This window comes from Streptomyces sp. NRRL F-5135 (assembly GCF_000719775.1).
In the GTDB taxonomy this organism is placed as follows: Bacteria; Actinomycetota; Actinomycetes; order Streptomycetales; family Streptomycetaceae; genus Streptomyces; species Streptomyces hebeiensis.
In genome coordinates, this window is the sequence record NZ_JOHR01000013.1 from 138,753 (window position 1) to 164,528 (window position 25,776).

24 protein-coding genes are annotated in these 25,776 nt (G+C 71.7%); 9 read left to right on the forward strand and 15 right to left on the reverse strand.

The features are described from left to right. Positions 1 to 62: 62 nt before the first annotated feature. From IG02_RS0122995 to IG02_RS0123005, 3 genes are all read right to left on the reverse strand, one after another. Complete coding sequence (locus tag IG02_RS0122995; RefSeq protein WP_078854731.1) at positions 63 to 2,897, reverse strand: dolichyl-phosphate beta-glucosyltransferase; 2,835 nt, start codon at positions 2,895 to 2,897, stop codon at positions 63 to 65. A 62-nt stretch (positions 2,898 to 2,959) separates the two neighbouring features. Further along, a complete protein-coding gene (locus IG02_RS0123000; protein ID WP_030751302.1) occupies positions 2,960 to 3,652 on the reverse strand; it encodes a GntR family transcriptional regulator in 693 nt (230 codons plus the stop codon). A gap of 205 nt (positions 3,653 to 3,857) precedes the next feature. Then, on the reverse strand, positions 3,858 to 5,243 hold the full coding sequence (locus tag IG02_RS0123005) for an aspartate aminotransferase family protein (RefSeq protein ID WP_030751304.1): 1,386 nt from the start codon (positions 5,241 to 5,243) through the stop codon (positions 3,858 to 3,860). Positions 5,244 to 5,362: 119 nt separating this feature from the next. On the opposite strand from IG02_RS0123005, the gene IG02_RS0123010 reads away from it, so the two are divergent. Beyond that, positions 5,363 to 6,070 carry a formylglycine-generating enzyme family protein gene (locus IG02_RS0123010; protein ID WP_030751306.1) on the forward strand — a complete coding sequence of 236 codons (708 nt, stop codon included), beginning with the start codon at positions 5,363 to 5,365 and terminating at the stop codon, positions 6,068 to 6,070. 131 nt (positions 6,071 to 6,201) lie between these two features. Next, positions 6,202 to 8,379 carry a serine/threonine-protein kinase gene (locus tag IG02_RS41720; RefSeq protein ID WP_030751309.1) on the forward strand — a complete coding sequence of 726 codons (2,178 nt, stop codon included), beginning with the start codon at positions 6,202 to 6,204 and terminating at the stop codon, positions 8,377 to 8,379. 39 nt (positions 8,380 to 8,418) lie between these two features. Here IG02_RS41720 and IG02_RS0123020 read toward each other — a convergent pair whose 3' ends face one another. Next, a complete protein-coding gene (locus IG02_RS0123020; RefSeq protein ID WP_234314870.1) occupies positions 8,419 to 8,892 on the reverse strand; it encodes a hypothetical protein in 474 nt (157 codons plus the stop codon). Between the two features lie 155 nt (positions 8,893 to 9,047). On the opposite strand from IG02_RS0123020, the gene IG02_RS0123025 reads away from it, so the two are divergent. The 4 genes from IG02_RS0123025 to IG02_RS0123040 all read left to right on the forward strand — a co-directional run bounded on the left by IG02_RS0123025 (position 9,048) and on the right by IG02_RS0123040 (position 11,113). Then, positions 9,048 to 9,884, forward strand: a complete 837-nt coding sequence (locus IG02_RS0123025; RefSeq protein ID WP_030751315.1) for a helix-turn-helix domain-containing protein — start codon at positions 9,048 to 9,050, stop codon at positions 9,882 to 9,884. After that, complete coding sequence (locus IG02_RS0123030) at positions 9,881 to 10,117, forward strand: DUF397 domain-containing protein (RefSeq protein ID WP_030751317.1); 237 nt, start codon at positions 9,881 to 9,883, stop codon at positions 10,115 to 10,117. The genes IG02_RS0123025 and IG02_RS0123030 overlap by 4 nt, the downstream gene beginning before the upstream one ends. 103 nt (positions 10,118 to 10,220) lie before the next feature. Beyond that, complete coding sequence (locus tag IG02_RS0123035) at positions 10,221 to 10,577, forward strand: DoxX family protein (protein WP_030751320.1); 357 nt, start codon at positions 10,221 to 10,223, stop codon at positions 10,575 to 10,577. A 50-nt stretch (positions 10,578 to 10,627) separates the two neighbouring features. Continuing rightward, positions 10,628 to 11,113, forward strand: a complete 486-nt coding sequence (locus IG02_RS0123040) for an SRPBCC family protein (RefSeq protein ID WP_030751323.1) — start codon at positions 10,628 to 10,630, stop codon at positions 11,111 to 11,113. Between the two features lie 81 nt (positions 11,114 to 11,194). Here IG02_RS0123040 and IG02_RS0123045 read toward each other — a convergent pair whose 3' ends face one another. The 4 genes from IG02_RS0123045 to IG02_RS0123060 form a co-directional block, all read right to left on the reverse strand. Next, positions 11,195 to 11,596: a hypothetical protein gene (locus IG02_RS0123045; RefSeq protein ID WP_030751326.1), complete on the reverse strand. Its 402-nt coding sequence runs from the start codon at positions 11,594 to 11,596 to the stop codon at positions 11,195 to 11,197. After that, positions 11,593 to 11,856 carry a hypothetical protein gene (locus IG02_RS0123050; protein WP_234314871.1) on the reverse strand — a complete coding sequence of 88 codons (264 nt, stop codon included), beginning with the start codon at positions 11,854 to 11,856 and terminating at the stop codon, positions 11,593 to 11,595. The genes IG02_RS0123045 and IG02_RS0123050 overlap by 4 nt, the downstream gene beginning before the upstream one ends. 102 nt (positions 11,857 to 11,958) lie before the next feature. Beyond that, positions 11,959 to 12,924 (reverse strand): hypothetical protein, encoded by a 966-nt coding sequence (locus tag IG02_RS0123055; RefSeq protein ID WP_030751330.1) that lies wholly within the window; start codon positions 12,922 to 12,924, stop codon positions 11,959 to 11,961. A gap of 444 nt (positions 12,925 to 13,368) precedes the next feature. Next, the gene (locus tag IG02_RS0123060) at positions 13,369 to 14,652 is read right to left on the reverse strand and encodes an adenylosuccinate synthase (protein ID WP_030751332.1); all 1,284 of its coding nucleotides are present in this window, start codon (positions 14,650 to 14,652) and stop codon (positions 13,369 to 13,371) included. 290 nt (positions 14,653 to 14,942) lie between these two features. Here IG02_RS0123060 and IG02_RS0123065 point away from each other — a divergent pair, with 290 nt between their 5' ends. Further along, positions 14,943 to 15,875, forward strand: a complete 933-nt coding sequence (locus tag IG02_RS0123065; RefSeq protein WP_030751334.1) for a diacylglycerol kinase family protein — start codon at positions 14,943 to 14,945, stop codon at positions 15,873 to 15,875. 6 nt (positions 15,876 to 15,881) lie between these two features. Here IG02_RS0123065 and IG02_RS0123070 read toward each other — a convergent pair whose 3' ends face one another. Then, positions 15,882 to 16,505, reverse strand: a complete 624-nt coding sequence (locus IG02_RS0123070; protein ID WP_078854732.1) for a GbsR/MarR family transcriptional regulator — start codon at positions 16,503 to 16,505, stop codon at positions 15,882 to 15,884. Positions 16,506 to 16,612: 107 nt separating this feature from the next. Here IG02_RS0123070 and IG02_RS0123075 point away from each other — a divergent pair, with 107 nt between their 5' ends. Together IG02_RS0123075 and IG02_RS0123080 are read left to right on the forward strand one after the other, a co-directional pair. Next, on the forward strand, positions 16,613 to 17,572 hold the full coding sequence (locus IG02_RS0123075) for an ABC transporter ATP-binding protein (protein ID WP_030751340.1): 960 nt from the start codon (positions 16,613 to 16,615) through the stop codon (positions 17,570 to 17,572). Continuing rightward, positions 17,569 to 19,194, forward strand: coding sequence for an ABC transporter permease (locus IG02_RS0123080; protein ID WP_030751343.1), 1,626 nt, complete (start codon positions 17,569 to 17,571; stop codon positions 19,192 to 19,194). The genes IG02_RS0123075 and IG02_RS0123080 overlap by 4 nt, the downstream gene beginning before the upstream one ends. Positions 19,195 to 19,264: 70 nt before the next feature. Here the strand turns inward: IG02_RS0123080 and IG02_RS0123085 are convergent, their stop codons facing one another. The 6 genes from IG02_RS0123085 to IG02_RS0123110 all read right to left on the reverse strand — a co-directional run bounded on the left by IG02_RS0123085 (position 19,265) and on the right by IG02_RS0123110 (position 25,605). After that, positions 19,265 to 19,858, reverse strand: coding sequence for a Uma2 family endonuclease (locus IG02_RS0123085; RefSeq protein WP_030751348.1), 594 nt, complete (start codon positions 19,856 to 19,858; stop codon positions 19,265 to 19,267). A 128-nt stretch (positions 19,859 to 19,986) separates the two neighbouring features. Continuing rightward, positions 19,987 to 20,646 carry a response regulator gene (locus IG02_RS0123090; protein WP_030751351.1) on the reverse strand — a complete coding sequence of 220 codons (660 nt, stop codon included), beginning with the start codon at positions 20,644 to 20,646 and terminating at the stop codon, positions 19,987 to 19,989. Further along, the gene (locus tag IG02_RS0123095; protein WP_051765555.1) at positions 20,643 to 22,001 is read right to left on the reverse strand and encodes a histidine kinase; all 1,359 of its coding nucleotides are present in this window, start codon (positions 21,999 to 22,001) and stop codon (positions 20,643 to 20,645) included. Before IG02_RS0123095 ends, IG02_RS0123090 begins: the two co-directional genes overlap by 4 nt. 254 nt (positions 22,002 to 22,255) lie before the next feature. Continuing rightward, complete coding sequence (locus tag IG02_RS0123100) at positions 22,256 to 23,206, reverse strand: alpha/beta hydrolase family protein (protein ID WP_030751356.1); 951 nt, start codon at positions 23,204 to 23,206, stop codon at positions 22,256 to 22,258. 103 nt (positions 23,207 to 23,309) lie between these two features. Continuing rightward, entirely contained in the window at positions 23,310 to 24,761 is a 1,452-nt protein-coding gene (gene kynU, locus IG02_RS0123105; RefSeq protein WP_078854733.1) for a kynureninase, read from the reverse strand. Beyond that, a complete protein-coding gene (locus IG02_RS0123110) occupies positions 24,754 to 25,605 on the reverse strand; it encodes a tryptophan 2,3-dioxygenase family protein (protein WP_030751362.1) in 852 nt (283 codons plus the stop codon). Before IG02_RS0123110 ends, kynU begins: the two co-directional genes overlap by 8 nt. Between the last annotated feature and the right edge of the window lie 171 nt (positions 25,606 to 25,776).

Sequence of the window (25,776 nt, forward strand, 5' to 3'; positions counted from 1 at the left end):
ACCGTCCCGCCGTCCCGCCGTCCCGCCGTCCTGACGAACGCGTCGTCGGGCCGGCGCGTTCGTCAGGCCGTTCCCGTCGTTCCCGTGCTCGTCGTCCACCCCGGCGGGAGGTCCCAGACCCACACCCCGCCGATCCGCTTCCCGGGGCGCTCGAAGAGCTTCTCCAGCACGTCGTACAGCGCGGCGTCGTTGGGCTGCGGCGCCAGGACCACCGCGCCCGCCTTCCAGTGGGCCAGGTCGAAGCGTGCCTGCGCGCGCCAGCGGGCCTCGATCTCCGGGACCTCGCCGCCGAAGCGGATGTCGCGCCAGAGGTTGGAGGTGTAGCGGGCCGGGGCGCCGTAGATGCCCGTACGGTCCTCGCCCGCGGGGCCGTTGAAGTAGCCGCGCGGCAGCGAGAACCCCATGCCGGTCGCGGACTGCCAGTACAGCGCGCCCGCGCTGCCCGGTTCCGGGAGCGGTACGGGGACGAGGGTCTCGCCCTTCGACACGTACGACCGGTACATGCCCTCCGCGATGAACGGCGGGATCTCCTCCCGCTCCCGTACCGGCATGGCCGTCGGCACGATCGGGATCAGCGCCGCCGCCACCGCCAGCAGACCCACCAGCCGGTTCCGCGCCCGGCCCGCCGCGGGGCCCGCCCCGAGGCCCGCCGTGGCACCCGCGCCCGCGGATCCCGTGGCCGCGGATCCCGTGGGCGCGGACCCCGCGACGGGCGCCTTCTCAGGACCGGACTCGTCCGCCCCCGCCCCCGCCCGCAGTCGCTCCACCGCCAGCGCCAGCAGCGCCCCCAGCACAGGAGCGCAGATCATCGCCACCCGCGACTCGATCACCGACTCGAAGAGCGGCTGATGGACGAGGAGGCGCCACGGGCCCGGCAGTACGACATCGGTGAACGGCACGGGGATCCGGGGCCCCAGCGACAGCAGCGCCGCCACGGCCGCCGTCCAGGCCAGTGCCCGCACCACCGCCAGCCGCCACAGCCAGACCACGATCCCGCCGGCGAGGGCGATCAGCGGCCAGCCGTAGAAGGCGTTCTGCTCGGTGCGGTTCATCGCCAGCGCGTCGGCCGTCTCCTCGTTCCCGAACAGCGCCCGCCCCGAGTACTCCAGGAACGCCAGCGGACTGTTGCCGGCGTTGTCCCCGTGCAGCACGCTGTGGTAGCTCTGCGGACCGAAGAACTGCCAGTACAGCGGGAACGCCAGCAGCGGCAGACAGACCAGCAGCGCGATCCCCGTCCCGCGCAGCAGGGGGCGCAGGGCCACCCTCGCGACGTCGGGCCGTGCCACCGCGTAGGCCGGCGCGAACAGCACCATCCCCATCGCGGCGATCAGCAACGGCTCCTCGCCCAGGAAGATCTGGTACGTCGCGAAGAGGCCGAGCAGGACCCCGTCCCGTACGACCCGGGCGTCCCTCTCGCAGAGCCGCAGCGCCCTGTCGATGATCACCGGGATCATGAACAGGACACAGAAGTTCGGGTGCGCGGTGGCGTGCGAGATCATCGGCGGCGCGAACGCCGCGAGCCCCGCGCCGAGCGCCGCCGGCCACCGCCCCGCCGCGGGGCGGTCCGGGAAGAGCCTGCGCGCGAAGAGCCAGTACCAGGACACCGCCGTCGCCGCGAGCCCCAGGGTGAGGACCAGCGCCCACGTGACGTGCGGCCCGAACGCCAGCGTGACGGGTGTGAGCGGAACGGAGAGCCCGAACATGGCGGTGTTCGCCATCAGGTTCACGCCGTCGGGATAGTTCTGGAACGTCGTGAAGAGCGGATTCCGCAGGTGGGCGACGTTGTCGGCGGTGACGCGGAAGAACCACTCCCACTGGTCCTGGTCCGCCCCCGCGTCGCGCAGATAGGCGTGGTCGAGGTCCGTCCACAGCCCGTTGTAGAGGTAGAGGGAGAAGAGGAGGAAGAGTCCGGCGACGGCCAGGTCGGTACGCAGGTGGGGGCGGTTCCGGCGGAGGTCTCCGCGCCCCCGCCCGGCCCCGGTGCCTTCCCCGGCCCCTGTTACGGGGGTACCGCCCACGGGGGTACGGCCCGCCCGCAGCCGTACCAGTTCCACCAGCACCCGTACGTAGTCCAGCGGCCGTACCTTCGACCCCGGCTGGTGCGACCAGCGCACCGGAACCTCGGTCACCGGCCAGCCGGACCGCCGGAAGTACCGGAGTATCTCGACGTCGATGCCCCAGCCGTCCAGCCGCGACTCCGCGAACGCGGCTCGCGCCTGCGCGCCGTCGAACAGTTTGAAGCCGCACTGGGTGTCGCTCACCCCGGCGACCGCGACGCGCTGTATGAGCCGGTTGCCCAGTCGGCCGAGCCATTCGCGCAGCGCCAGCTGCCGTACCTCGATCCGGGCGTCGGGATGGGCCCGGGAGCCGATCACCGCGCCGCCCCCGTCGGCGGTGAGCCGCTTGTCGAGCGGGTCCAGCTCGTCGATCGGCGTCGCGAGGTCCGCGTCCGTGACGAGCACGCGCCGGCCGCGCGAGGCCAGTACACCCTGGCGCAGGGCGTGCCCCTTGCCGTGGTTGGCGTCGCTCGCGACCACGCGGATCCGGGGCTCCTCGGCGGCGGCCTCGGCGGCGACCCCCGCCGTACCGTCCGTCGAGCCGTCGTCCACGACGATCAGCTCCCAGTCGCCCCAGCGGGCGGGGTCCGCGCACAGATAGGCACGGACGGCGTCGAGGGTGGGGCGGAGGCGGTGCTCCTCGTTGTACGCGGGGACCACGACGGTGAGGTCGAGCGGTACGAGCGGTTCCAGCGGTTCCAGCGGTTCCAGCGGTTCGACCGGAGCGACTGGTTCCAGCGGTTCGACCGGAGCGACTGGTTCCAGCGGTTCGCGAGGTCCGGCCTGCGCCTCTCCGGCCGGTACGGCGGCCCCGACGGATTCCTCCGCGTCCGCGCTCATACGTTCCACACTCCCGCCGTCCTCGCTCACCCCGCTCGGTTCTCTCGATCCGTCCGGCCCGCTCACCGCCGTGAACTCCCCGGCGTCTCCAGCCTCTCCGCCCACGCGCGCGAGTGGTCGTCGTACTCCCGGATCACCGTCCGCACCAGCGACACGTCCCCCAGCGTGAACGCGTCGACGAGCCGCTCATGACCGTGCCACAGCCACTTCCCGTCCGCCGTCTCCTCGCGCAGGTACGGCACGGAGAACACCCACGCCTGGACGCGCAGCCGGTGCAGGAACTCCGCGACGTAGCGGTTGGCCACCAAGGCGCCCAACTCGCGCCAGAACCGCAGGTCGTAGCCGATGAGGATGTTCAGGTCACCGCTCCTGGCCGCGCGCGTCGCCTCCTCGGCCCGGCGTCGTACGGACACCAGCGCGGTGCTCTGCGCCCTGGCGGCGAGGTGTTCGCCCTCCAGTTCGCGGAAGACCGCGTCCACGACCAGGGCGCGCGCCTCGACCATGCCCCGGAAGTCCGCCAGCGAGAACTGGTGGACGCGGAAGCCGCGGTGCTGGTCGGAGTCGAGCAGGTCCTGCGCGGAGAGGTCGACCAGGGCTTCCCTGACGGGCGTCGCGGAGACCCCGTACTGCTCGGCGATCTGTTTGACGGTGAACTCCTGCCCCGGCAATAAACGCCCCGCGAGCACTTCGTCACGCAGCGCGTCCGCGATCTGCTGCCGCAAGGTACTGCGGGTCACAGCTCCGCTGGCGGGCATGGTTTTCCGTCCCCTCGTCCGGCTTGGGACACCTTAAGCCAGGGGGGTGCCGGGGGCGCGGAAAGTTGATGGTGAGGCGGCTGAGACTGATGGGATCACGCCAGATCGTGCCGGCATCAGCCGCCCCACAGCCAGGGCCACGCAGCCGTCCCGCGCCACGGACTCGGCCTACGCCGCCTACTCGCCCCGCGCCACGGGCTCGGCCCTACGCCACGTACTCGTCCGCGACCGACAGCGCGGCGTCGAGCGCCGCCAGCCCCTCCTTCGCCTCCGCCTCGGAGATGTTGCACGGCGGGACCACATGGGTGCGGTTCATGTTCACGAAGGGCCACAGGCCGTTCTTCTTGCAGGCCGCGGCGAAGGCGGCCATGGGCCCGTTGGCCTCGCCCGTCGCGTTGTACGGCACAAGAGGTTCGCGCGTCGCCGGATCCCGTACGAGTTCGAGCGCCCAGAAGGCCCCCGTACCGCGTACCTCGCCCACCGACGCGTGCCGCGCGGCCAGTTCGCGCAGGCCGGGGCCGAGAACCGTCTCGCCGAGGCGCGCCGCGTGTTCGACGATCCCCTCCCGCTCCATCACCTCGATCGTCGCGACGGCGGCGGCGCAGGCCAGCGGATGGCCGGAGTAGGTGAGTCCACCGGGGTACGGGCGGGTGGCGAAGGTGTCGGCGACGGCGGCGGAGATCGCGACACCGCCGAGCGGGACGTACCCCGAGTTCACGCCCTTGGCGAAGGTCAGCAGGTCGGGAACGACACCGAAGTGCTCGGCCGCGAACCACTTCCCCGTCCGCCCGAAACCCGCCATGACCTCGTCCAGCACGAAGACGATCCCGTACCGGTCGCAGATCTCCCGTACGCCCGTGAGGTAGCCGGGCGGCGGCATCATGATCCCGGCCGTGCCCGGGATCGTCTCCAGGACGATCGCGGCGATGGTCGCGGGCCCCTCCAGGATGATCGTCGATTCCAGGTGTTCCAGGGCGCGGGCGCACTCCTCAGCCTCGGTCGTGGCGTAGAAGGCGGACCGGTAGAGGAACGGCGCGTGGAAGTGGACGACACCCGCGGCGCCCGAGTCGGAGGCCCAGCGGCGCGGGTCGCCGGTCAGGTTGATCGCGGTGGAGGTGGCCCCGTGGTACGAGCGGTACGCGGAGAGCACTTTGGGGCGGCCGGTGTGCAGGCGGGCCATGCGGACCGCGTGCTCGATGGCCTCGGTACCGCCGTTGGTGAAGAAGATCTTGTCCAGGTCGCCCGGGGTGCGCTCGGCGATCAGCCGTGCCGCCTCGGAACGCGCCTCGACGGCGAAGGCGGGCGCGAAGGTGGTGAGCCGGCCGGCCTGCTCCTGGACGGCGGCCACGACGGCGGGGTGCTGGTAGCCGACGTTGGTGAAGACGAGGCCGCTGGTGAAGTCGAGGTAGCGGTTGCCATCGTAGTCCCAGAAGTACGAACCCTCGGCGCCGGCGACGGCGAGCGGGTCGATCAGCTCCTGCGCGGACCAGGAGTGGAACACGTGGGCCCGGTCGGCGGCCTTCACGGCGGCGCCGGCCTCCGGGTCGGGGGCCGGGCCGGGGGCCGGTGCGGAGGTCTCGGTGGTGGTCATGCCGACAGCGTAAGAAGCGAAGGGGGCGGGCGGTACGGGAGTGTTGCATGGATTGGGCCACTTCCGCCCTGCCGGCGAGCTCTCCGCGCTCGCACGGCCTTGGCTAGGCTCCCCTGTCCATGGACGTAAACGGGGAACATCCGATGATCGCCGTGCCGCCGGGGCAGGTGACGCTGTCGGACCGGCGCACGCGGCGCAGCTGGCCGGTCGAGCTCGCGCCGTACCGGCTCGGGGCGTTCCCGGTCACCCAGGCGCGGTACGAGCGGGTCACCGGGCGGCGGCCGAGCGCCGCGCGGGGCGACGGGCTCCCGGTCGAGAGCGTTTCCTGGCTGGACGCGGTCCGGTTCTGCGATGCCCTGTCCGTGAGCGAAGGGCTGACGCCCGCCTATCGCGTCCGTACGGACCCCGCCGAGCCGGACGGGACGGCGGCGGCCGGCATCGAGTGGGACGCGTCCGCCGACGGCTACCGGCTCCCGACCGAGGCCGAGTGGGAGCACGCCTGCCGCGCCGGTACGGAAGGCGCGCGCTACGGTCGGCTCGACGAGATCGCGTGGCATCGCGGCAACTCGGACGAACGGCTGCGGGACGTCGGCGGCAAGCGCCCCAACGCGTGGGGCCTGCACGACATGCTGGGCAACGTCTGGGAGTGGTGCTGGGACGTCTACGACGCCGAGGTCTACGGCAGTTACCGGGTGCTGCGCGGCGGTGGGTGGTTCGACGAACCCTGGAGCTGCCGGGCCTCGGTACGGCGCCGGAGCCACCCGACGCTCCGGATCGACGACGTGGGATTCCGCGTCGCGCGCTCCACGGTGCCCACGGCGCGCTGACACGCGCCCGCCGAACCGGCGGCGGCATACCGGAGACGTCGTACCGGGGCGCCGGAACCGGAGGCGTCTTATGGACACGTCACAATGGGCGGACTTACGGGGCAGGGGCAATTCGGGAGGGCCGCGCGGCCATGGAGAAGCTGGCAGCAGAAGACCCACGACGCATCGGCGCCTACCGGCTGCTCGCCCGCCTGGGCGCCGGCGGGATGGGCCGCGTGTATCTGGGGCGTTCGGAACGGGGTCGTACGGTCGCGGTCAAGCTCGTACGGGAGGAACTGGCCCGGGAGGAACAGTTCCGCGACCGCTTCCGGCGGGAGGTGGCCGCGGCGCGGCGGGTGGGCGGCGCGTGGACGGCGCCGGTGCTCGACGCGGACACCGAAGCGCCGGTGCCCTGGCTGGCCACGGGCTATGTGGCGGGGCCCTCGCTCCAGTCGGTGGTCTCGGCCGGCGGTGGCCGCGACGGCGGCGGTGACGTCAGCACGGGCGGCAGCGGCGGCAGCGGCAGCGGCAGCGGCGGGAAGAACGGCCTGGACCGCCCCGGTGGGCCTGGTGGCCCCGGCGGCCCCGGTGGCCCCGGTGGCCCCGGTGGCCCCGGCCGTCCGGGCCTCCGGGACGGCCACGGCCCGCTGCCCGAACGTTCCGTCCGCATCCTCGCCTCCGGACTCGCGCACGCCCTCCAGGACATCCACGCCGCCGGCCTCATCCACCGCGACCTCAAGCCGTCCAACATCCTGATCACGATCGACGGCCCGCGCGTCATCGACTTCGGCATCGCCCGCGCCCTGGAGACGGTCACGGACGGCGACCTGACCCGCACCGGCTCGGTGGTCGGCTCGCCCGGCTTCATGGCGCCCGAGCAGATACGCGGGGACCGGGTGACGGCGGCCTGCGACGTGTTCTGCCTCGGGTCGGTCCTGATGTACGCGGCGACGGGCCGGCTGCCGTTCGGCACGCAGGACACGCCCGCGCACGCGCTGATGTTCCGGATCGCGCAGGAGGAACCGGACCTGTCCGGACTGCCCGAAGACCTGGCGGTCTTGGTGCGCGCCTGCCTGAAGAAGGACCCGACGGTCCGGCCGACCACCCGCGACATCCTGGCCAGGGTGGGCGAACCCATCGACTCGGGGGCCGGACGCGGCGGCGACCCCTGGCTGCCGGGCCCGCTCCTGGCCGAACTGGGTCAGCACGCGGTCCAACTGCTGGAGTACGAGGGCGACGCGACGGCTCAGATGCGCAAGGTAGAACTGGAGCCGGACGCCGAGACCACGCCCCCCGCAGCGGATTCAGCTCCGGCAGCGACTCCGACCTCGACTCCCGCCGGGGCTCCAACTGAGGCTCCCACGGCGGTTCCGACGCCCGAGAAGCCGGTCGAGCGGACCACCCGGCTGAGGCCGGTGCCGGGTCCGACGGGTCCGACGGGTCCGACGGGTCCAGTTGCGCGTCCAAGCGCACCAGCGACACAAAAGACGCCGATGACGACCGGCACAGGCGCGGATACCGGTACCGGCACCCCGCCGCACCCGACGCCCCAGCCGCACCTGACGCCACCCGGCTCGTACGGCTACCCACAGGCACCGGCACCGGCTGCGGCACAGACACCGGCTGCGGCACAGGCACCGCACGGCTACGCCACGCCCCCGTACGGCGCCGCTCCGCCGCCCTCGTACGGCGCGATACCGCAGCCCACACAGCCCCAGTTCCTCCACCAGCCCCCGTCCCCTGAGCGCTCCTCCCGGGGCACTGCGGTCCTGATCACCACCACCGTGATCGTCGCGATCCTCTCCGGCCTCTCCGTGTACGCGTTCCTGGGCGGCCACGACAGCAAGAACGCCAAGAACGACGAGGCGATCAGCCCGGCCGCCTCGGAGTCCTCGGCGGGCGGAACCGAACCGGACCCGTCGTCCACCGGCTCGGGCGCACCCATCCCCTCCCCCAGCGCCTCGGCGGAGGCCGGTGACGTGCCGGCCGAGTACGTGGGGACCTGGACCGGCGGCGTGAACACGGCTGCGGGCCACAGCCCCCGCCGGCTCGTCATCAAGCAGGGGAATGTGGGCGAAACGGTCCTCTCCCTGACCGCCGACGGCCCGGGGGAAGGGAGCGGCAGCTACCACTGCGTCTTCGAGGCCGCGTTGGCCTCGGCCCCCGCCCCGGGATCCCCGCTCAGCATCGGACCGTCCACGGTCGCCGTCGGCGAACCGATGACCTCCTGCACGCCGGGCACCGCCACCGAACTGACGCTCCTGCCCGACGGCACCCTGCGGCGTACGACGGCGAACGGCGAGTCCCTGATCTACACGAAGGGGAACTGACGGCCCGTCGGCTCCTGTCTCCTCTCTCGCTCTTCTCCCTCACTCTTCGAGGACGGACAGCCGGAACCCGATCCGGGCCAGGTCCTGGTGTCGGACGACCGCGTCGCTGAACAGTACGGTCGCGGCGTTGAGCAGCAGCAGCGGATGCACGAACCGGCCGTACTCCGTGGGCGGGAAGTGCCACGCCAGCGGCCAGGTGTGCTCGGCGAGGGCGGGCACGGGTACGTAACTCACCCGGCCCGAACAGGCGTTGAAGGGAACGACCGCGCGTGGCCACGACCGGCGCACGGTACTGCCGGCGGGAAGTAAGAAGTACATTCCCCGGCGGCCATTCAATTCTCTGACAATAGGCCCGGGATCCCCGCCGGTAATCGCCTCCATCATGTCGGCGAGCCGCCGCCCGTCGTCCCCGTCGACCCGTACCGCGTCGAATTGCACCCCCGCCTTCCGTAGTTGGAATCCATAACGCGGAATCCAATCGATGTCATCCAAGTGGCGACTTGTCGCATCCATGGGGACATTTTGAAGGCTCGCGACTAACGTATTCCATGACGGCGCGGGTACGTCGGACACCGGTCGACCTGGGCCAACTACCCGAGCGGAAGGTCAAGTTCCGTACGTAGTGGTTGTGACCGGTTGAGTCCGGTCGAGACGAATGGTGATCACAAATGGCGCGAGCGGAAAACAAGGAAACGGCGGGCCCGACGACACGGCTGGTGGCGGATATCGCCCGCCTGATGCGTATCCGGAAGGGCTGGACGCAGGAACAACTGGGCAAGCAACTGGGATTCTCGGGTGCGGCGGTGAGCGCGATGGAAACGTGCGCGCAGCCGGCGAGCGACGACATGCTGGTGGCGCTGGAGCGGGTGCTCGGGGAGGGGATGGGAATCTTCGAGCAGGCGAGGCGGTACGTACGGCTGGACAAGTACCCTAAGCAGTTCAAGGACTACGTGCTGCTGGAGCAGATCGCGCTCAGCCTGCACCTGTTCTCGACGTTGGTCGTGCACGGCCTGTTCCAGACGGAGGAGTACGCAAAGGCATTGATCACCGGCGGGTACCCGCCGCCCTCCGCCGAGCGGGTGGACGAGCTGGTCGAAGCCAGGATGGCCAGGAAGGCACTCTTCGACCGGGAGCCGATGGCCCTGATCGAGCTCATCCTGGAAGAGGGGATGCTGCGTCGGCCGATCGGCAACTGGCAGATCATGCGTGAGCAGTTGCGATACCTGGCCGACTGCGCACGCAGGCGCAATGTCACCATTCAGGTGCTCCCGCAGCACTGCGGGCTGAGCGGAGAGCATGCCGGTGCATACGGCGACATGACTCTGCTGGAGACCCCGGATCACAACCACCTCGTCTACCTGGAGCCGCAGGACGAGAGCCTGCTGATCAAGGACCCTGCAAAGGTGAGCACATACGCCCAGCGTTATGCGAAAATCCGAGCACAGGCCCTGGGGCCTCGGGAATCGCTGGGCCTCATCGAGCAGTTGGCAGGAGAGCAGCAATGAGCGACACCCTGCGGTGGTTCAAGTCCAGCTACAGCAGTTCCAGCGGCGGCCAATGCATTGAGGTCGCCTTCGACTGGCACAAGTCCAGCTACAGCAGCCCCAGCGGCGGCGAGTGCGTCGAGGTCGCCGCCTGCCCCCACGCCGTCCACATCCGCGACTCGAAGAACAGCGAGGGCCCCACCTTCGCCGTCACCCCGACGGCCTGGTCCGCGTTCCTCACCTGGACGGACTGACGCCCGCCGCGGGGCCGGGCCGGGAGCGCGTATCGCCCTCGGCCCCGCTCGGGGCAGCGTTCGTCCCACCCCAGGCAACCCCCGGAGAGGAACGGACGCACGCATGTTCACCGCCTACGTGGTCGTCACCGTCACCACCATCCTGGCCAACGCGGCCATCGCCGTCGCGGACGTGCTGCGCGCGGAGTTCGTCCTCGCCAACTCGGCCGAGGTCCACGTTCCCGTCACCTGGCTGCCGTGGCTCGCCGCGCTCAAGGCCGCTGGGGCCGTCGGGCTGTTGATCGGCCTGCTCGGCATTCGCCCACTCGGCATCGCCGCCGCGGCCGGGCTCGTACTGTTCTTCATCGGCGCCGTGGCCACGCACGTGCGGGCCCGCGTCTTCCACAACATCGCCTTCCCAGGCGCTTACCTGGGGCTCGCCGTCGCGTCGCTGACTCTCGCCGTCCTTGCCGGAGGGTGACGTCATCGACGGGCGGACCGGCTGTCGTACCCCGAACCTAGAATCACGCCATGGGAAGGACCGACAGGACCGACAGGACCGACCGCGCGGGACTGGTGATCGCGGCGCCGCAGACGACCGTCTACGACGCCCTCCTCACCCCGGAGGCCCTTGAGGCCTGGCTGCCGCCGGACGGCATGCGCGGGCGGATCGAGCGGTGGGACCCTCGGACCGGTGGCGGGTTCCGGATGGTCCTCACCTACCTCGACCCCACCGGCAGTCCCGGCAAGACGTCGGACGCGACGGATGTCGTCGATGTCAGGTTCGCCGATCTGATACCGCCGGAGCGCGTGGTGCAGCGGGCCGTGTTCGAGGCCGACGACCCGTCGTACGCGGGCACGATGACGATGACCTGGCACCTCGCCGCCACGGGCGAGGGAACCGAGGTGACCGTCACCGCCACGGACGTGCCGCCCGGCATCGACCAGGCGGACCACGAGACCGCGATCGCTGCCTCGCTGGCCAACCTCGCGTCGTACGTGGAAGCGGCCGGCTGAGACCTCGCCCCCACCGGCCCGCCCGCCAGGCGCGGGCCCGGGGCGCGCACACCACCCCGGTCCCGCGCCGTTCGCCTCCGGTCAGTTCCTCTCGGGCAGCCTGATCGTCCGTACGAGCGGCATGTCGGCGTACAGCTCCGGCATCGTCGTCAGCACCGGGCGGCCGTCCGGGTAGTCCAGCGTCGGCCGGGACAGGTAGATCGCCTGGCCGAGACGCAGTTCGACCCCGTCGCGGACCAGTGCCCCCACGGCCGACGCTCCCGCGAAGTCCAGCTCGACGATCTCTGCGGCCGGGAGCGCGCCGACGTGGTCGGCCAGCCCCTTGCGCAGGCCGTCGGCGGCGGCGAGGGACAGCGCCGGTACGTAGACGTGCCGGGTCGGGCCGTGCTGGCGGTTGGACACGAACTGCGAGGCGAGCCGGTTGCCCGCGCCCAGCGCGAGGAGTGCGGTCTCGTCGTAGATCACCGCTGTGGAACCGGTCACAGGCTGTCCACAGGCCGGCCGGCCTCCAGCTCCTGCCAGACCTTCTCCACCCGGTCGTGGTCCTCGTCGGTGAGCGTGACGCCGAAGTGCGTCTCGCAGTACGCCTTGGTCTCCTCGTAGCGCTTGCGCAGCTCCTCCCGCGTCGGCGTCGCGCCCGCCAGTTCGGCGATCAGATCGCGCATCGTCAGTCCACGCTCGCGGGCGAGGACCATGAGGCGGTCGCGGACGGCGGGGTCGACCTTGACGGTGGTGTCAGCCATGACCACAGTATACCTGCGGTATACCATCTCGGTCGGCCGTTCCAGTTGAAGGGTCATCTCACTCTCTTCGGGTTGGCCCGCCTCCTTGTGGGGCGGGAAGCTTCAGCCGGTGGCGCAGGGCGCCGTCGGCGCGGTCACCGCGCCCGCCAACGCCGCGCGGACCAGCGCGCCGCCCTTGCGCGCCGCGTCCATGAAGCCGCGCGTCTCGGGCGCGGGGGCGGACGACGGGGCCGCGCAGGCGCGGCAGTCGGACGACGGCGGCAGGGGTGTGCCGCAGCGCTCGCACTCGTCGCGTACCGGCGGCGGAGGCGGCGGGGCCGGCAGCTTGCGGCGGAGGCGGTTCGCGAGCAGGCCCGGCGCCGAGCGGACGTCTTCGGGCAGCCCGGCCGTCAGCGCCTGGCGCAGTCGCGCGTCGCTCGCGCCCGCCGCCCGCCACTCCTCGACCAGGGGCGCCAGCCGTACCGCCTCGGCCGTACCGAGTGCGAGCCGTACATCGCGGCGGCCGAGCGAGAGCAGCAACTCGGTGGCGGACCTGAGCTGTTCGGGGACGGAACCCTTTGGTGCCCGCGCCGCACGCGCCACCCGCGCCCGCCCCCGCCCCCGGCCTCGACTCCGACCCGGCGCCGGTGCGGGGTCGGGGGAGGGAGGTTCTTGTCCCCCAGTCTTTTCTTCCAGGGGAAGCGGGCCCGATCCGCCGGAGTCCCCCTCTCCGGAGGCCAGGTTTCGGCCATTTCCGTCCTGGTCGTCGACCGCCGCGCCGCCTCCCCCGTTCGAGTACGGGGCGTCGAACACCTCGTACACCGTGGAGAACCGTCCGGTCTCGCGATCCTTGGCGACCACCCGGCGCAGATAGCGGGATTCCTCCAGCTCACGCAGGGATTCGGCGATCCGGGCCCGGCCCTCCTTGCGTAACTCGGCCAGCGAACGGATCGAACTGCGGGCCCCGTTCGGGAGGCTCAGCAGGTACATCAGTACGCCTGCCGCACACCACGAGATGGTGTGGTCGCGCAACAGCGCGTTGGCGAAGGTCGAGAAGGAACGCGTGGGCGTTGTACGGTGAATGCGCATTGGAGGTGGGTGCTTTCCTCTGGTGCCAAACCCCCGGATGTTGGCGCATCGCGGGGGCATTTTCATGGCTTGTCGGGGCCGGGCGGAATCCCCGCTCGGCAACTGGCGTGACTGTAACGCCACGCACCGTGACGAGCGCAAGTTCCCTCCCCACGGCCAGGACCCGGCGCCCGGGCCCTGGGCCTTCGGGCATCAAACCCCTTCTGACCTGCCCGTTCCTCCCATGTCGTCACCGCGCGACACACACGGCAACGCAGGAGACGCATCAAGGTAGTTCACCCGCCGGAGTGATTCCGCGACATAAGAGAACCGCCCCGGCCGGCCTGTCGTCCTGGCCACCGGGGCGGTTCTCGCTGTACGCGCTGTTGTCGCTGTTCCTGCTGTCTCCGCGTCTCTTGTGTCGTGCGGCGCGTTACGCGCCACCCGACACCCGACATCCTGCTCCTACAGGAACGAGTTGATCTGGATCGTCTCCGTACGGCCCGGGCCGACCCCGATCGCCGAGATCGGCGCGCCCGACATCTCCTCCAGCGACTTCACGTACGCCTGCGCGTTCTTGGGCAGTTCGGCGAAGGTCGTCGCCTTCGTGATGTCCTCCGACCAGCCCGGCAGGTACTCGTACACCGGCTTCGCGTGGTGGAAGTCGGTCTGGCTGTAGGGCAGTTCCTCGACGCGCTTGCCGTCGATCTCGTACGCGACGCACACCGGGATCTGCTCCCAGCCGGTGAGGACGTCGAGCTTGGTGAGGAAGAAGTCCGTCAGGCCGTTGACCCGGGTCGCGTACCGCGCGATCACCGCGTCGAACCAGCCGCAGCGGCGGTCGCGGCCGGTCGTGACGCCGCGTTCGCCGCCGATGCGGCGCAGCGCCTCGCCGTCCTCGTCGAACAGCTCCGTCGGGAAGGGGCCGGCGCCGACGCGCGTGGTGTACGCCTTGAGGATGCCGATGACCCGGCTGATCTTCGTCGGTCCCACGCCCGCGCCCGTGCAGGCGCCGCCCGCGGTGGGGTTGGAGGAGGTGACGAAGGGGTACGTGCCGTGATCCACGTCCAGCAGGGTGCCCTGGCCGCCCTCGAAGAGGACGACCTTGCCCTCGTCGATGGCGTCGTTGAGGACGAGCGTGGTGTCGGCGACGTACGGCCGGAGCTTGTCAGCGTAGCCGAGCAGTTCCTCGACGATGCGGCCGGACTCTATGGCGCGGCGGTTGTAGAGCTTGGCGAGGATCTGGTTCTTGAAGTCGAGCGCCGCGTCGACCTTCTGGGTCAGGATGGACTCGTCGTACAGGTCCTGGACGCGGATGCCGACACGGTTGATCTTGTCGGCGTAGGTGGGGCCGATGCCACGCCCCGTCGTGCCGATCTTCCTCGATCCGAGGAACCGTTCCGTCACCTTGTCGATGGTGGTGTGGTACGGCGTGATCAGGTGGGCGTTACCGCTGAGCAGCAGCTTGGAGGTGTCGACGCCGCGCTCCTCCAGCCCGCTCAGCTCGGAGAGCAGGACGGCCGGGTCGACGACCACACCGTTGCCGATCACCGGGGTGCACCCCGGGGAGAGGATTCCGGAAGGGAGGAGATGCAGCGCGTACTTCTGGTCGCCGACGACGACGGTGTGACCGGCGTTGTTGCCCCCTTGGTAGCGCACGACATAATCCACGGAGCCGCCGAGCAGGTCGGTGGCCTTTCCCTTGCCCTCATCACCCCACTGAGCACCGAGCAGCACAAGTGCGGGCACAGGCGTACACCCCTTCCGGGCGGGGCATGTCCAAGGTCGGGGGCGGACGCCGTATGCCCGCCGCAGCACGTCGCCGTGGCGCAGGACAGCGCACACGGCTGTGCACGGATGTGCGCGTGTACGCGATCACCCGCGTACGTACGCGCCATGCGGCACAGCGGTGTACGACGTCGTACGACACGACACGTCACAGCCCGCCCGTCGAACCGGTTGCCCCGGAATAGACGAAGCCCCTGGCGCAATAGCGCAAGGGGCTCTTGCACAAAGATGCTACCCGAGGAAGGACCGAGGTGTCGGCTCCGGAGCCCGCCGAAAACGGCGCGCAGCAGCTTCTGGTGTTCATCGACCCGGTCGCCCGCAGAACCGACGGTGAATCCGTGCGGATCGCGAAAGACGTGCTGGGCGCGGGTGCCGCCGTGAAGATCTGTCTTCCGGACGGGCCGGAGGAATTCGCCCGGGCGCTGGCCCGGCGGGGCAGCCGGCGGCCGGTGGTGATCGGCGACGACCGGGCGCTGCTGCGCATGGTCGGCCAGCTGCACCGGGAGCGGGAGCTGGCCTCGGGCGCGCTGTCGGTGGTGCCGGTGGGTACGTGCGTGGATCTGGCGCGGTCGCTGGGCGTGCCGACGGGCGCGGTCGCGGCGGCGCGTGCGGTGCTGGACGGGGTGGTCCGGCGGCTGGACCTGCTGGTGGACGACAGCGACGGGGTGGTGCTGGGCGACCTGCGGATCCCGGCGCCGCCGGGGACGCACCGGGGGACGGGAGCGCACCGGAGGACGGGGGCGGCGGGTGACGGGGCCGGGGCCGAGGAGTTCACCGCCGGTCTCGGTCCCGCGGCGTCGTCCGTGTGGCACACGTGCCGCTCGCTGGTGCGCACGCTGGTACGGCCGGTCCCGGGCGTGGCGGGCGCGCGGGCGCACCGGCTGCGGGTCGAGGCGGACGGGGTGCTGCTGAGCGACCTGGACGAGCCGGTGTCCGGCGTGACGGTCCGCTCGCGCGACGGGCGCGCCGAGGTGGTGATCCGTACGCAGGACACGGAGGAGCCGCGCCGGGCGAGCGCGCTGTCGGTGACGGTGTCGGGGGCCGATTTCCGCTACCACGCGGACGCGCGGGTGACGGGGCCGGTACGGACGCGCACGTGGACGCTGCGGCCGGCGGGCTGGGGGCTGACGCTCCCGGCGTCCGCGCCGGAGGCGGCGCGAGTGCCGGGCCCCGGGGACGGCTGAGGGGAGTCAGCGCCGGTCCGCCCCCGCCCCCGCCTCCTCGTTCGCTTTTCCGTTCGTCTCCGCGGGCGCTTCCGTTCCCGCGTGCGCTTCCGTTCGCGCCCTCACCTCGGTCTTCGCGGCCCGCGCCCGTAGCTCGTCCTGACGGACCTTCCAGCGGTCCATCATCGCGAGCAATTCCTCCTGCACGAACTCGAAGAAGGCGACGGACTCCGCCATCCGCTCCCCCGCCGGCGTGTCCCTGCCCAGCGTGTCGGCCCCGTCCCGCAGGACGGTCGCCCAGCGGTGCATGATCCGGTCCCGCGCCGTGAAGGTGCCGTACCAGATGTCGGGGTACAGGCGGTAGCGGTCGCGCCGGGTACCCGGGTCGCGCTCCCTGCTGATCATGTTGACCTGGATGAGGTAGCGGACCGCGCCCGATACGGCCGCCGGGCTGATGCTGAGCCGCTCGCTCAGCTCCGCCGAGGTCATGCTCGCGTCGTCGGAGGCCGTCAGCGCGGCGAAGACCCGGGCGGCCGCCCGCTGCATCCCGGCCTCGGTCATCTCGGCCGCGAAGCGTTCCGTGAAGCGGGACACCGCCTCCGGGTCGCGCGGCGCGCCGACCGCGTTCTCCGTTCCGCTCATCGTCCTCATCTCCCTCATCGACCTTGTCACCCGCCCGGGCTCCTTTCGATCTTACCCGGGCCTTTTTACGCTTCCTTAACTTCACAAATTTCTGAACAAAGCGTACGTTCAAAATCATGACAAAGGCAATCAGCGTCGCCGGGCTGCACAAGTCGTTCGGGCGGACGCATGCGCTGGACGGCCTCGACCTGGCCGTCGAGACCGGCGAGGTGCACGGCTTCCTCGGGCCCAACGGCGCGGGCAAGTCCACCGCCATCCGGGTGCTGCTCGGACTGTTGCGCGCCGACTCCGGCGCCGCCCGGGTGCTGGGCCGGGACCCGTGGAAGGACGCGGTCGACCTGCACCGGCGCGTGGCCTACGTACCGGGGGACGTGACCCTGTGGCGCAACCTCTCCGGCGGCGAGGTCATCGACCTGTACGGCCGCCTGCGCGGCAGTCTCGACAGGGCCCGGCGGGACCGGCTCGTCGAGCGTTTCGAGCTCGACCCGACCAAGAAGGGGCGTACGTACTCCAAGGGCAACCGCCAGAAGGTCGCCCTGGTCGCCGCGTTCGCCTCCGACGTGGACCTGCTCATCCTGGACGAACCGACCTCCGGGCTCGACCCGCTGATGGAGGAGGTCTTCCAGAGCTGTGTCGCCGAGGAGCGCGACCGGGGGCGTACCGTCCTGCTCTCCAGCCATGTGCTCAGCGAGGTCGAGGCGTTGTGCGACCGGGTGAGCATCATCCGCAAGGGCGCGACCGTGGAGTCCGGCTCGCTCTCCCAGCTGCGCCACCTGACGCGGACGAGCGTGAGCGCGGAACTCGCGGAACCGCTCGCGGGATCGCCGAACGGACTGGCCGGGCTGGCCGGTGTGCACGACCTCGACGTCCGGGGGAACCGGGTGCGGCTCCAGGTCGACACCGACAAGCTCGACGCCGTACTCCGCGCGCTCAGCGCGTCCGGCATCCGCTCGCTGACCAGTACTCCGCCCACACTGGAGGAACTGTTCCTGCGCCATTACGCGCCGGAGGCGGCCGGGGGCACCGGGGCGGACGACGCCCGGCCGGAGGCCGGAGGGCGGGTGGCGTCCCGATGACCACCGTCTCAGCGCCGGCCGCCGGGGCCGGAGCCCGTACCGGCGGCTCCCGCCGGCTGGCCGGCACCTGGCCGCTCTTCCGGCTCGCCCTGCGCCGTGACCGGATCATGCTGCCGGCGTGGGTGCTGGTCATCGGCGCGTCGTACATGTCGGTGGCGAGCTCGTACGCCTCGCTCTACGACACCGCCGCCGCGCGCGCCGACATCGTCCGCTCGATGACGGCGAACAGCTCGTTGCGCGCCCTGTACGGCCCGTTCTTCAACGACACCCTCGGCGCGCTCACCGCCGCGCGCATGATCGCCTTCGGGAGCGCGTTCGCCGCCGCGATGAGCCTGATCATCGTCGTACGGCACACCCGCGAGGAGGAGGAGACGGGCCGTCAGGAGATGCTGTCCGCCGCGATGGTCGGGCGGGCGGCGCCGCTGACGGCCGCGCTGCTCACGGCCCTGACCGCCAATGCCGCGCTGGCGCTGCTGATCGCCGGCGGGCTGGCGGGGAGCACCGGCGACACGACCGGTTCGCTGGCACTCGGCCTCGCGACCGGGGGCGTCGGCATGCTGTTCGCGTGCACGGCCGCGATCGCCTCGCAGATCACCGAGAACGCTCGGCTGGCGAAGGGGCTGACGAGCGCGGTCATCGGCGCCGCGTTCGCGCTGAAGGCGGCGGGCGACGCCTCGACGGCGAACGGTTCGTCCCTTCTGACCTGGCTCTCCCCGATCGGCTGGGCGGAGAACGTACGCGCCTATGACGACGAACGCTGGTGGGTGATGCTCATCCTGCTCGCGGCGATCGCCGTCCAGGCCGTCCTCGCGTACACCCTCGCGGGCCGGCGCGACATCGGCATGAGCTTCCTGCCCGCCCGGCCGGGGCCGGCGCACGGCGGACTCGGCACGGCCTGGGCACTCGCCCTGCGGCTCCAGCGCGGCAGTGTGCTCGGCTGGGGCGCGGGCTTCCTGCTCACCGGGATCCTGTTCGGCGGCATCACGGACGGCGTGGCGGACGTGGTCGGCGACAACGAGCAGGCACGGCAGATCTTCGAACGCATGGGCGGCCAGCAGGGGCTGACCGACGCGTTCCTCGCCGCGATGGTCTCCATGCTGGGCATGGTGGCGGCGCTGTACGTCGTCGCGTCGGTGCTGCGGCTGTACGGCGAGGAGACCGGCGGACGCGCGGAACCGGTCCTGGCGGGGCCGGTCGGCCGGCTGCGCTGGGCCGCCGGCCACCTGCTGATCGCGTATGCCGGCGTCGCCCTGATCATGCTCCTCGGCGGCGCGGGCCTGGCCCTCGGCTACGGCCGGGACCTGCCCGCGATCCTGGGCGCCTGCCTGGTCCAGCTCCCGGCGGTCTGGCTGCTGGGCGCGCTGGCGGTGTTCCTGTACGGGCTGGCGCCGAAGGTGTCCGTGGCCGCCTGGGCGGTCGCGGGCCTGGCCCTGGCCCTGGGCTGGATCGGCCCGGCGATCGACCTGCCGCAGTCGGTGATGAACCTCTCGCCCTTCGGCCACCTGCCGAGGCTGCCGGGCCCGGAGATGTCCTGGCCGCCGGTGCTCGTCCTGACGGCCCTGGCGGCGGCGCTGACGGCGGGCGGCCTGGCGGGGCTGCGGCGCAGGGATCTGCTGACCTGAGAGCTGACATACTTCGGCCGCTTCATCCACAACGTGTGGATGAAGCGGCCGAAGTGTGACGCCGGGTGCGTCAGCGGACGTACTTCTTCAGTGCCTCTGTGTCGAACTCGATGCCGACGGGGTCGGGGAGCATGACCTTCTTGCCGAAGTCCGCCACTTGGCGAAAGCCGTAACCATCGCCCGAGGGATCGCTGTGCACAGTAACTGTGCAGTGGTGACGGTCGATCAGCAGGTAGACCGGAATTCCGGCGGCGGCGTAAGCGGCCGGCTTCTCTTTACGATCCCGGCGATCGGTGTCCCAGTCGTACGAAGTAACTTCGGCCGTCATCAGCACACGCGCCGGATCGGCCCAGTCGCCCTGTCCCGCGAAGGTGTCCTCCGGGGCGAGGACGGCATCCGGTTTGGCCCGCCCTTTGCGGTAGGCCTCGACCAGAAGACCGATCTCACCTCCGGCATACAGCCACAGATCCGGACGAGCCTGCATACAGCGCTGCTGCAGCCACCTGATGATCTCGGCGTGGTCACCGTCCGTCATGCCCTTGAATCCGATCCGTCCGTTGATGAACTCCAACCTGACGGTGTCGGTCTCTCTCTCGACGAGCCTCGCGATCCTCTCGAACTCCTCGACAGACATCTGAACCGCGTACTCAGCCATAACTGTCATGCTGCACCTCCTGTCAGGTGAAAACCACCCTGGCAGGCCCATCATCAGCCAAAACGGTTCTTCGTCTGTCGATCACCCGACCGAGTGATCAGATGCCTGGCAGCGGCTCCGAGCCTCGGGCCCCGTCCTCACCCCGGCGTCACCAGCCGCGCCTCGTACGCGAACACCGCCGCCTGCGTGCGGTCCCGCAGGCCCAGCTTCACCAGGATCCGGCTCACATGCGTCTTGATCGTGGACTCCGCGACGATCAGGTGCTCGGCGATCTCGCCGTTCGACAGCCCCTGCGCGATCAGCACCAGCACCTCCGTCTCGCGCTCCGTGAGGTCCCCGAGGCGGGCCATCGTCGGCGGGCGCGGGGAGTCCGAGATCTTGGAGAATTCCGTGATCAGGCGGCGGGTGACGGTCGGGGCCAGCAGGGCCTCGCCGGCCGCCACCACCCGTACCCCGTCCGCGAGCTGCCGCGCCGAGGCGTCCTTGAGCAGGAAGCCCGAGGCGCCGGCGCGCAGCGCCTCGTAGACGTACTCGTCGAGGTCGAAGGTGGTCAGCACCAGCACCTTCGCGGTCCCGTCGGCGGCGACGATCTCACGGGTCGCCTCGATGCCGTTCAGCTCCGGCATGCGGATGTCCATCAGGACCACGTCGGGGCGCAGGGCGGCGACCTGGCGGACCGCCTCCCGGCCGTTCACCGCCTCCCCCACGACCTCGATGTCCGGCATCGCGCCCAGCAGCACGGAGAATCCCTCGCGGACCATCACCTGGTCGTCCACGATCAGTACCCGGATGGTCATGACTTCTCCCCGTGCTTCTCGCCCGGCTTGTTCGCTTGCTTGTTCCCGTGCTTGTCCGCGTCGCGCTCGGCCGCCGGTACCGGGATGAACGCGGCGACCTCGTAGCCGCCGTCCTGAAGCGGCTCCGCCGTCAGCTCCCCGTTCAGCATCGTCACCCGTTCGCGCATGCCCGTGAGGCCGTGCCCCGATCCGGGCGACGGCTTGACCAGCCCGCGCGGCGGCGTGTTGACGATCCGCAGGCCGAGCCCGCCCAGGACGTAGCTGATCTCCACGCTCGCACTCGACCCCGGCGCGTGCCGCAGCGCGTTGCTGAGCGCCTCCTGCACGATCCGGTACGCCGACAGCTCGACGCCCTGCGACAGCGTACGGACCGAGCCGGTGACCGTCTTGTCGACGGCCAGGCCCGCCTCGCGGACGTTCGCGAGGAGCCCGTCCAGTTCGGCGAGCGTGGGCTGCGGGGCGTCGGGGGCCTCGTAGTCAGCCGCCCGTACGACGCCGAGGACCCGGCGCAGCTCGGCCAGCGCGATGACCGCGTTCTCGCGGATCGTGGCGAACGCCTGCTCCAGCTCGGGCGGCGGGTTCTCCACCCGGTACGGGGCGGCCTCGGCCTGGATCGCGACGACCGACATGTGGTGCGCGACCACGTCGTGCAGCTCACGGGCGATGGTGGTGCGCTCCTCCAGGAGCGTGCGCCGGCCCCGTTCGACGGCGGTGACGGTCTGCTGCGCCGCGACCTCCTCCTTCGCGTCGCGCCGGACGTGGAACACGGCGACGGCCAGCAGCACGAGCGCGGAGAGGAACAGCATCTGGAACGCGGTGGCGTCGTCGTATCCGGACAGAAGCGCCGGGACCACCGTGGCGTACACCGCGGTTGCCAGCCACATCGAGAGGCCGATGCTCAGCCGGCTGCGCAGCGCCACGATCGTCAGCACCGCCAGGTATCCGAAGAAGGCGCTGGGCGTCCAGGGGAAACCCTCGTACCGGTTGCCGAAGAAGGCCGTGATCCCGGAGGCCGCCAGCGCCAGCCACCACGCGCCCACCGGCCTGACCAGGGTGAACAGCACCGGGATGACCGGGAGGAACGCGAACAGACCGCTGCCGAAGCCTGTCTCGAGGCGCGCGACGAACATCACGAGGACGGCGGCTGCCACGATCAGGCCGTGCGGTGTCCACACCGCCATCTCCCGTATCCGCCCCTCGGGGAGCCGGCGGACGAACGGGTGGCCCGCCGCCAGCGGCTTCAGCGGACGGTAGGCGAAGGCGTCGTCGAACAGGTCCTGCCGCACGTTGCCGAAGGCTCGCGCGGTCATGCGGCGCTCGGGGCCCCGGGAATCCCCGGTGTCTGTCTGGGTCACGCTGCCACGGTAGGGGGCGGGGCGGGGAGCGGTCGTCACCAGGGAAGCTGATCCGCGGGCGTCCGTCCCAGGTACTACGAGGGGGACGAGGCGGAGGGCCGGGCTCGGGGGCGGGGCGCGGCCGTTCCGCCCGGACGCCGTTCCGCCCGGGCGCCTTACCGCCCGGATGCCCTTCCGCCCGGACGCGGTCCCGCCCGGACGCCGTTCCGCCCCGACGCCCGGCTTCCCGTACGTCCGGCTCCCGTACGTCCGGCTCACCACGCCAGCTGGGCGATCTCCTCCGCCACCACCGCGCAGGCGTCCGCCGCCGGGTCGATGAGCGGGAAGTGGCCGACATCCTCGAGCAGCGTCAGCCCGACCGTCTCGCCCGCTCGCGCCGCCGCTTCCACGAAGGACTCGGGGACGGCGTACGGCACGGTCAGGTCCGCACGGCCCTGCACCACCGTCGTCGCGATGCCCGTCGGCAGCAGCACGGCCGGGTCCACGGCCTCCCGCCGCCGCTTGAACCCGGCCTCCCCGCCCAGCAACTGGAGAACGGCGCCGCCGCACACCGCCAGCTCCACCGACCGCACAAGGTCCGCGATGGGCGCGAGCGCGACGACACCGCGCAGCTCCGGGGACCGGGGCAGATGCCAGGGCGACCCGGCGGGGAGCACATGGCGGGCCGCGGCCCAGAGCGCGAGCTGGCCGCCCGCGGAGTGGCCGGTCAGGACGGTCCGCCGGAGATCGGCCATGGGCAGCGCGTCCGGGACGAGGGACGGCAGCGCGTCCAGCGCGGCGGCCACGTCGTCGAACGTCTCGGGCCACCGGCCGGCGACCGGACCGGCCCCGGGCTCGCCGGGCTCACCGGGCTCGCCGGCGGCCGCCCCCCGCCGGTACTCGACATTGGCGACGGCGAAACCCCGCCGGGCCAGGAAGTCCGCGAAGGGCGTCACGTGGCCACGGTCGTACGGCGCCCGCCACGCGCCGCCGTGCAGGACGACGACGAGCGGGGCCCGCCCCTCCCCGCCCGGCGCACCCGACGCGTACCGGGGCGCGTAGAAGTCGATCACCTGATCCGGGTGGTCACCGTACGACGCGGTGGCATCGGGAGGCACCGCCGCATGGCCGAGGGCCGATTCGCTCTCCGCCGCGTCGCGAGCGAGCGCGTCCTGAGCGACGGCGTCATGGGCAACGGCTTCGCCGCGCGCGGCGTCGTCCGGCATGGTGCGCCAACCTTTCGCTGGTCGGGCCTACTTGACCTGGTGACCATTGACCTGATCAGCGGGACCGTACCAGCCCCGCCGGCCGCGCGGGGCCCGCCCTCGGTCACTCGTTCGCGCCGGGCTCCGCATCGGCGCGCGGCCTCGCCGCCGGTGACTCCGCCGACACCTCCACCGAGGTCTCGGCCGGCGCCTGCGCCGGTACCTCCGCCGGTACCTCCGCCGGTACCTCCGCCAGGACTTCGCCGAGCACCCTCGCCGCCCGTTCCGCGTCGGCGAACCCGGTGTACAGCGGGGTGAAGCCGAACCGCAGCACATCCGGTCTGCGCAGGTCACCGACCACGCCACGGGCGATGAGCGCCGCCATCACGGCTGGCGCCTCCGCGCAGCGCAGAGCGACCTGGCTGCCGCGTTCCGCGTGCGCGGCCGGGGTCAGCGACCGCACCCGCCCCGGCGGCGCGTACTCCGCCACGCACTCCAGGAAGAAGTCCGTGAGCGCCAGGCTCTTCTCCCGTACGTCCTCGATCCGCACGCCCTCCCAGACGTCGAGCGCCGCGTCCAGCGCCAGCGTCGAGAGGATGTCGGGGGTGCCGACCCGGCCCCGTACCGCGCCCTCGGCCGCCGTGAAGCCGGGGGACATCGCGAAGGGGTCGGCATGGGAGTTCCAGCCGGGCAGCGGCGAGTCGAAGCGGGACTGGTGGCGTTCGGCGACGTAGAGGAAGGCAGGGGCCCCGGGCCCGCCGTTCAGGTACTTGTACGTGCAGCCCACCGCGAGGTCCACACCGTGCGCGTCCAGGCCGACGGGGAGCGCCCCCGCGCTGTGGCACAGGTCCCAGACGACGAGCGCGCCGGCGTCGTGCGCGGCGGCGGTGATGCCCGGCAGGTCGTGGAGGCGCCCGGTGCGGAAGTCGACGTGGTTGACGAGCACGACGGCCGTCCGGGGCCCGAGCGAGCCGAACAGGCTGCCCGGGCCGGCGGCGGCCGCCGGGTCGACCGGAACGATCCGGTGGCCGGTCAGCCGGGCCGCGGAGCGCGCGATGTACCCGTCCGTGGGAAACGTCGTGGCATCGACAAGGATCTCGTCCCGCACCGGAACCGCAGTGCCATCCGCCGGAACCGCCGCGTCGTCCGCCGAGGCCGCCGCGTCGTCCGCCGGGGCCGCCAGGCGTACCGCGCCCACCACGGCCTTGAACACGTTCACGCTCGTCGAGTCGCCGACCACGACGCTGCCCGGCGCCGCGCCGACGAGCGGGGCGATCCGGTCCCCGATCCGCTCCGGCGCGGTCCACCAGCCGCTCTCGGTCCAGGAACGAATGCCCAGCTCGCCCCACTGCCGGGTGATGACGTCCTGGAGACGGGCGGGGACGTGGCGCGGCAGGGCGCCGAGGGAGTTGCCGTCGAGGTAGGTGGTGGCAGGTCGATCGAGGACGAAGAGGTCTCGGAGAGGGGCGAGCACGTCGGCGGCGTCGAGCGCGGCGGCGCGCGCGACGAGCTGGGCAGCGGCCCCCTTGGCGGAGGAAGCGGAGGAAGCGGGGGACGCGAGAGGGGAATCAGACATGGCTGCGCGCCGTCCACAGCTCGGGGAACACGTTCTTCGCGGCCCGCTTCTCCAGCCAGGCCACCCCCGCGGAACCGCCGGTGCCGGTCTTGGAACCCATCGCCCGCCGGGTCGCCACCAGATGGTCGTTCCGCCATCGCCAGACCAGTTCCCCGACGTCCGTCAGCGCCTCGCCGAGCCGGAGGAGCTCGGAGCACTGGTCGGGGTCGGCGTAGACGCCGGCCCAGATCCGCTCCACCTCCGGGGACGGCTCGTAGCGCTGGGACAGGTCCCGCTCCAGGACCGCCACCGGGACCGGCAGCCCGCGCCGCGCCAGCAGCCGCAGCACCTCGTCGTACAGGCTCGGCTGGTGGAGCGCCTTCTCCAGCTCGGCGTGCACGCGCGGCGCGCCCCGGTGCGGGACGAGCATCGACGCGGACTTCTCGCCCAGCAGGAACTCCAGTCGCCGGTACATCGCCGACTGGAATCCGGAACCCTCACCGAGCGCGGCCCGGTACGAGTTGAACTGCGCGGGCGTCAGCCGTCCGAGCGGCTTCCACGACGCGTTGAGCGCCTCCAGCTCATGCACCGACCGGCCGAGCGCGTCGATCGCCTCCCGCGTCCGGTCCTCCCGGAGCGCGCGGGACGCCGTCTCCCACTCGTGGACGATCACCGTGAACCACAGCTCCATGACCTGGGTGGTGACCAGGAAGACCATCTCGCCGGGATCCTCGGAGAGCGGATGCTGCAAGTGGGTCAGGACGTCGGCCTGGACGTAGTCCTCGTACGGGGTGGTCCCGGCGAAATCGAGGTTCGGGGCGTCCGAACCGGCTCCGGGCACATGAACATCGGGGGTCTGCGACATTGCTGTCTCCTCGAATGCGCTGCCGGGTAGCGGTCCGCCCCTTCCGTTCGTCCGTGGAGCCCCGGTCCCCTGTGCGCATCATAATCCGGGGGCACGGACCGGGGTCAGTGCGCGGGAGCACATACGCCGACAGCCCGCCCGCCGCGAGCACGCCGATGGCCCGCCCGGGGA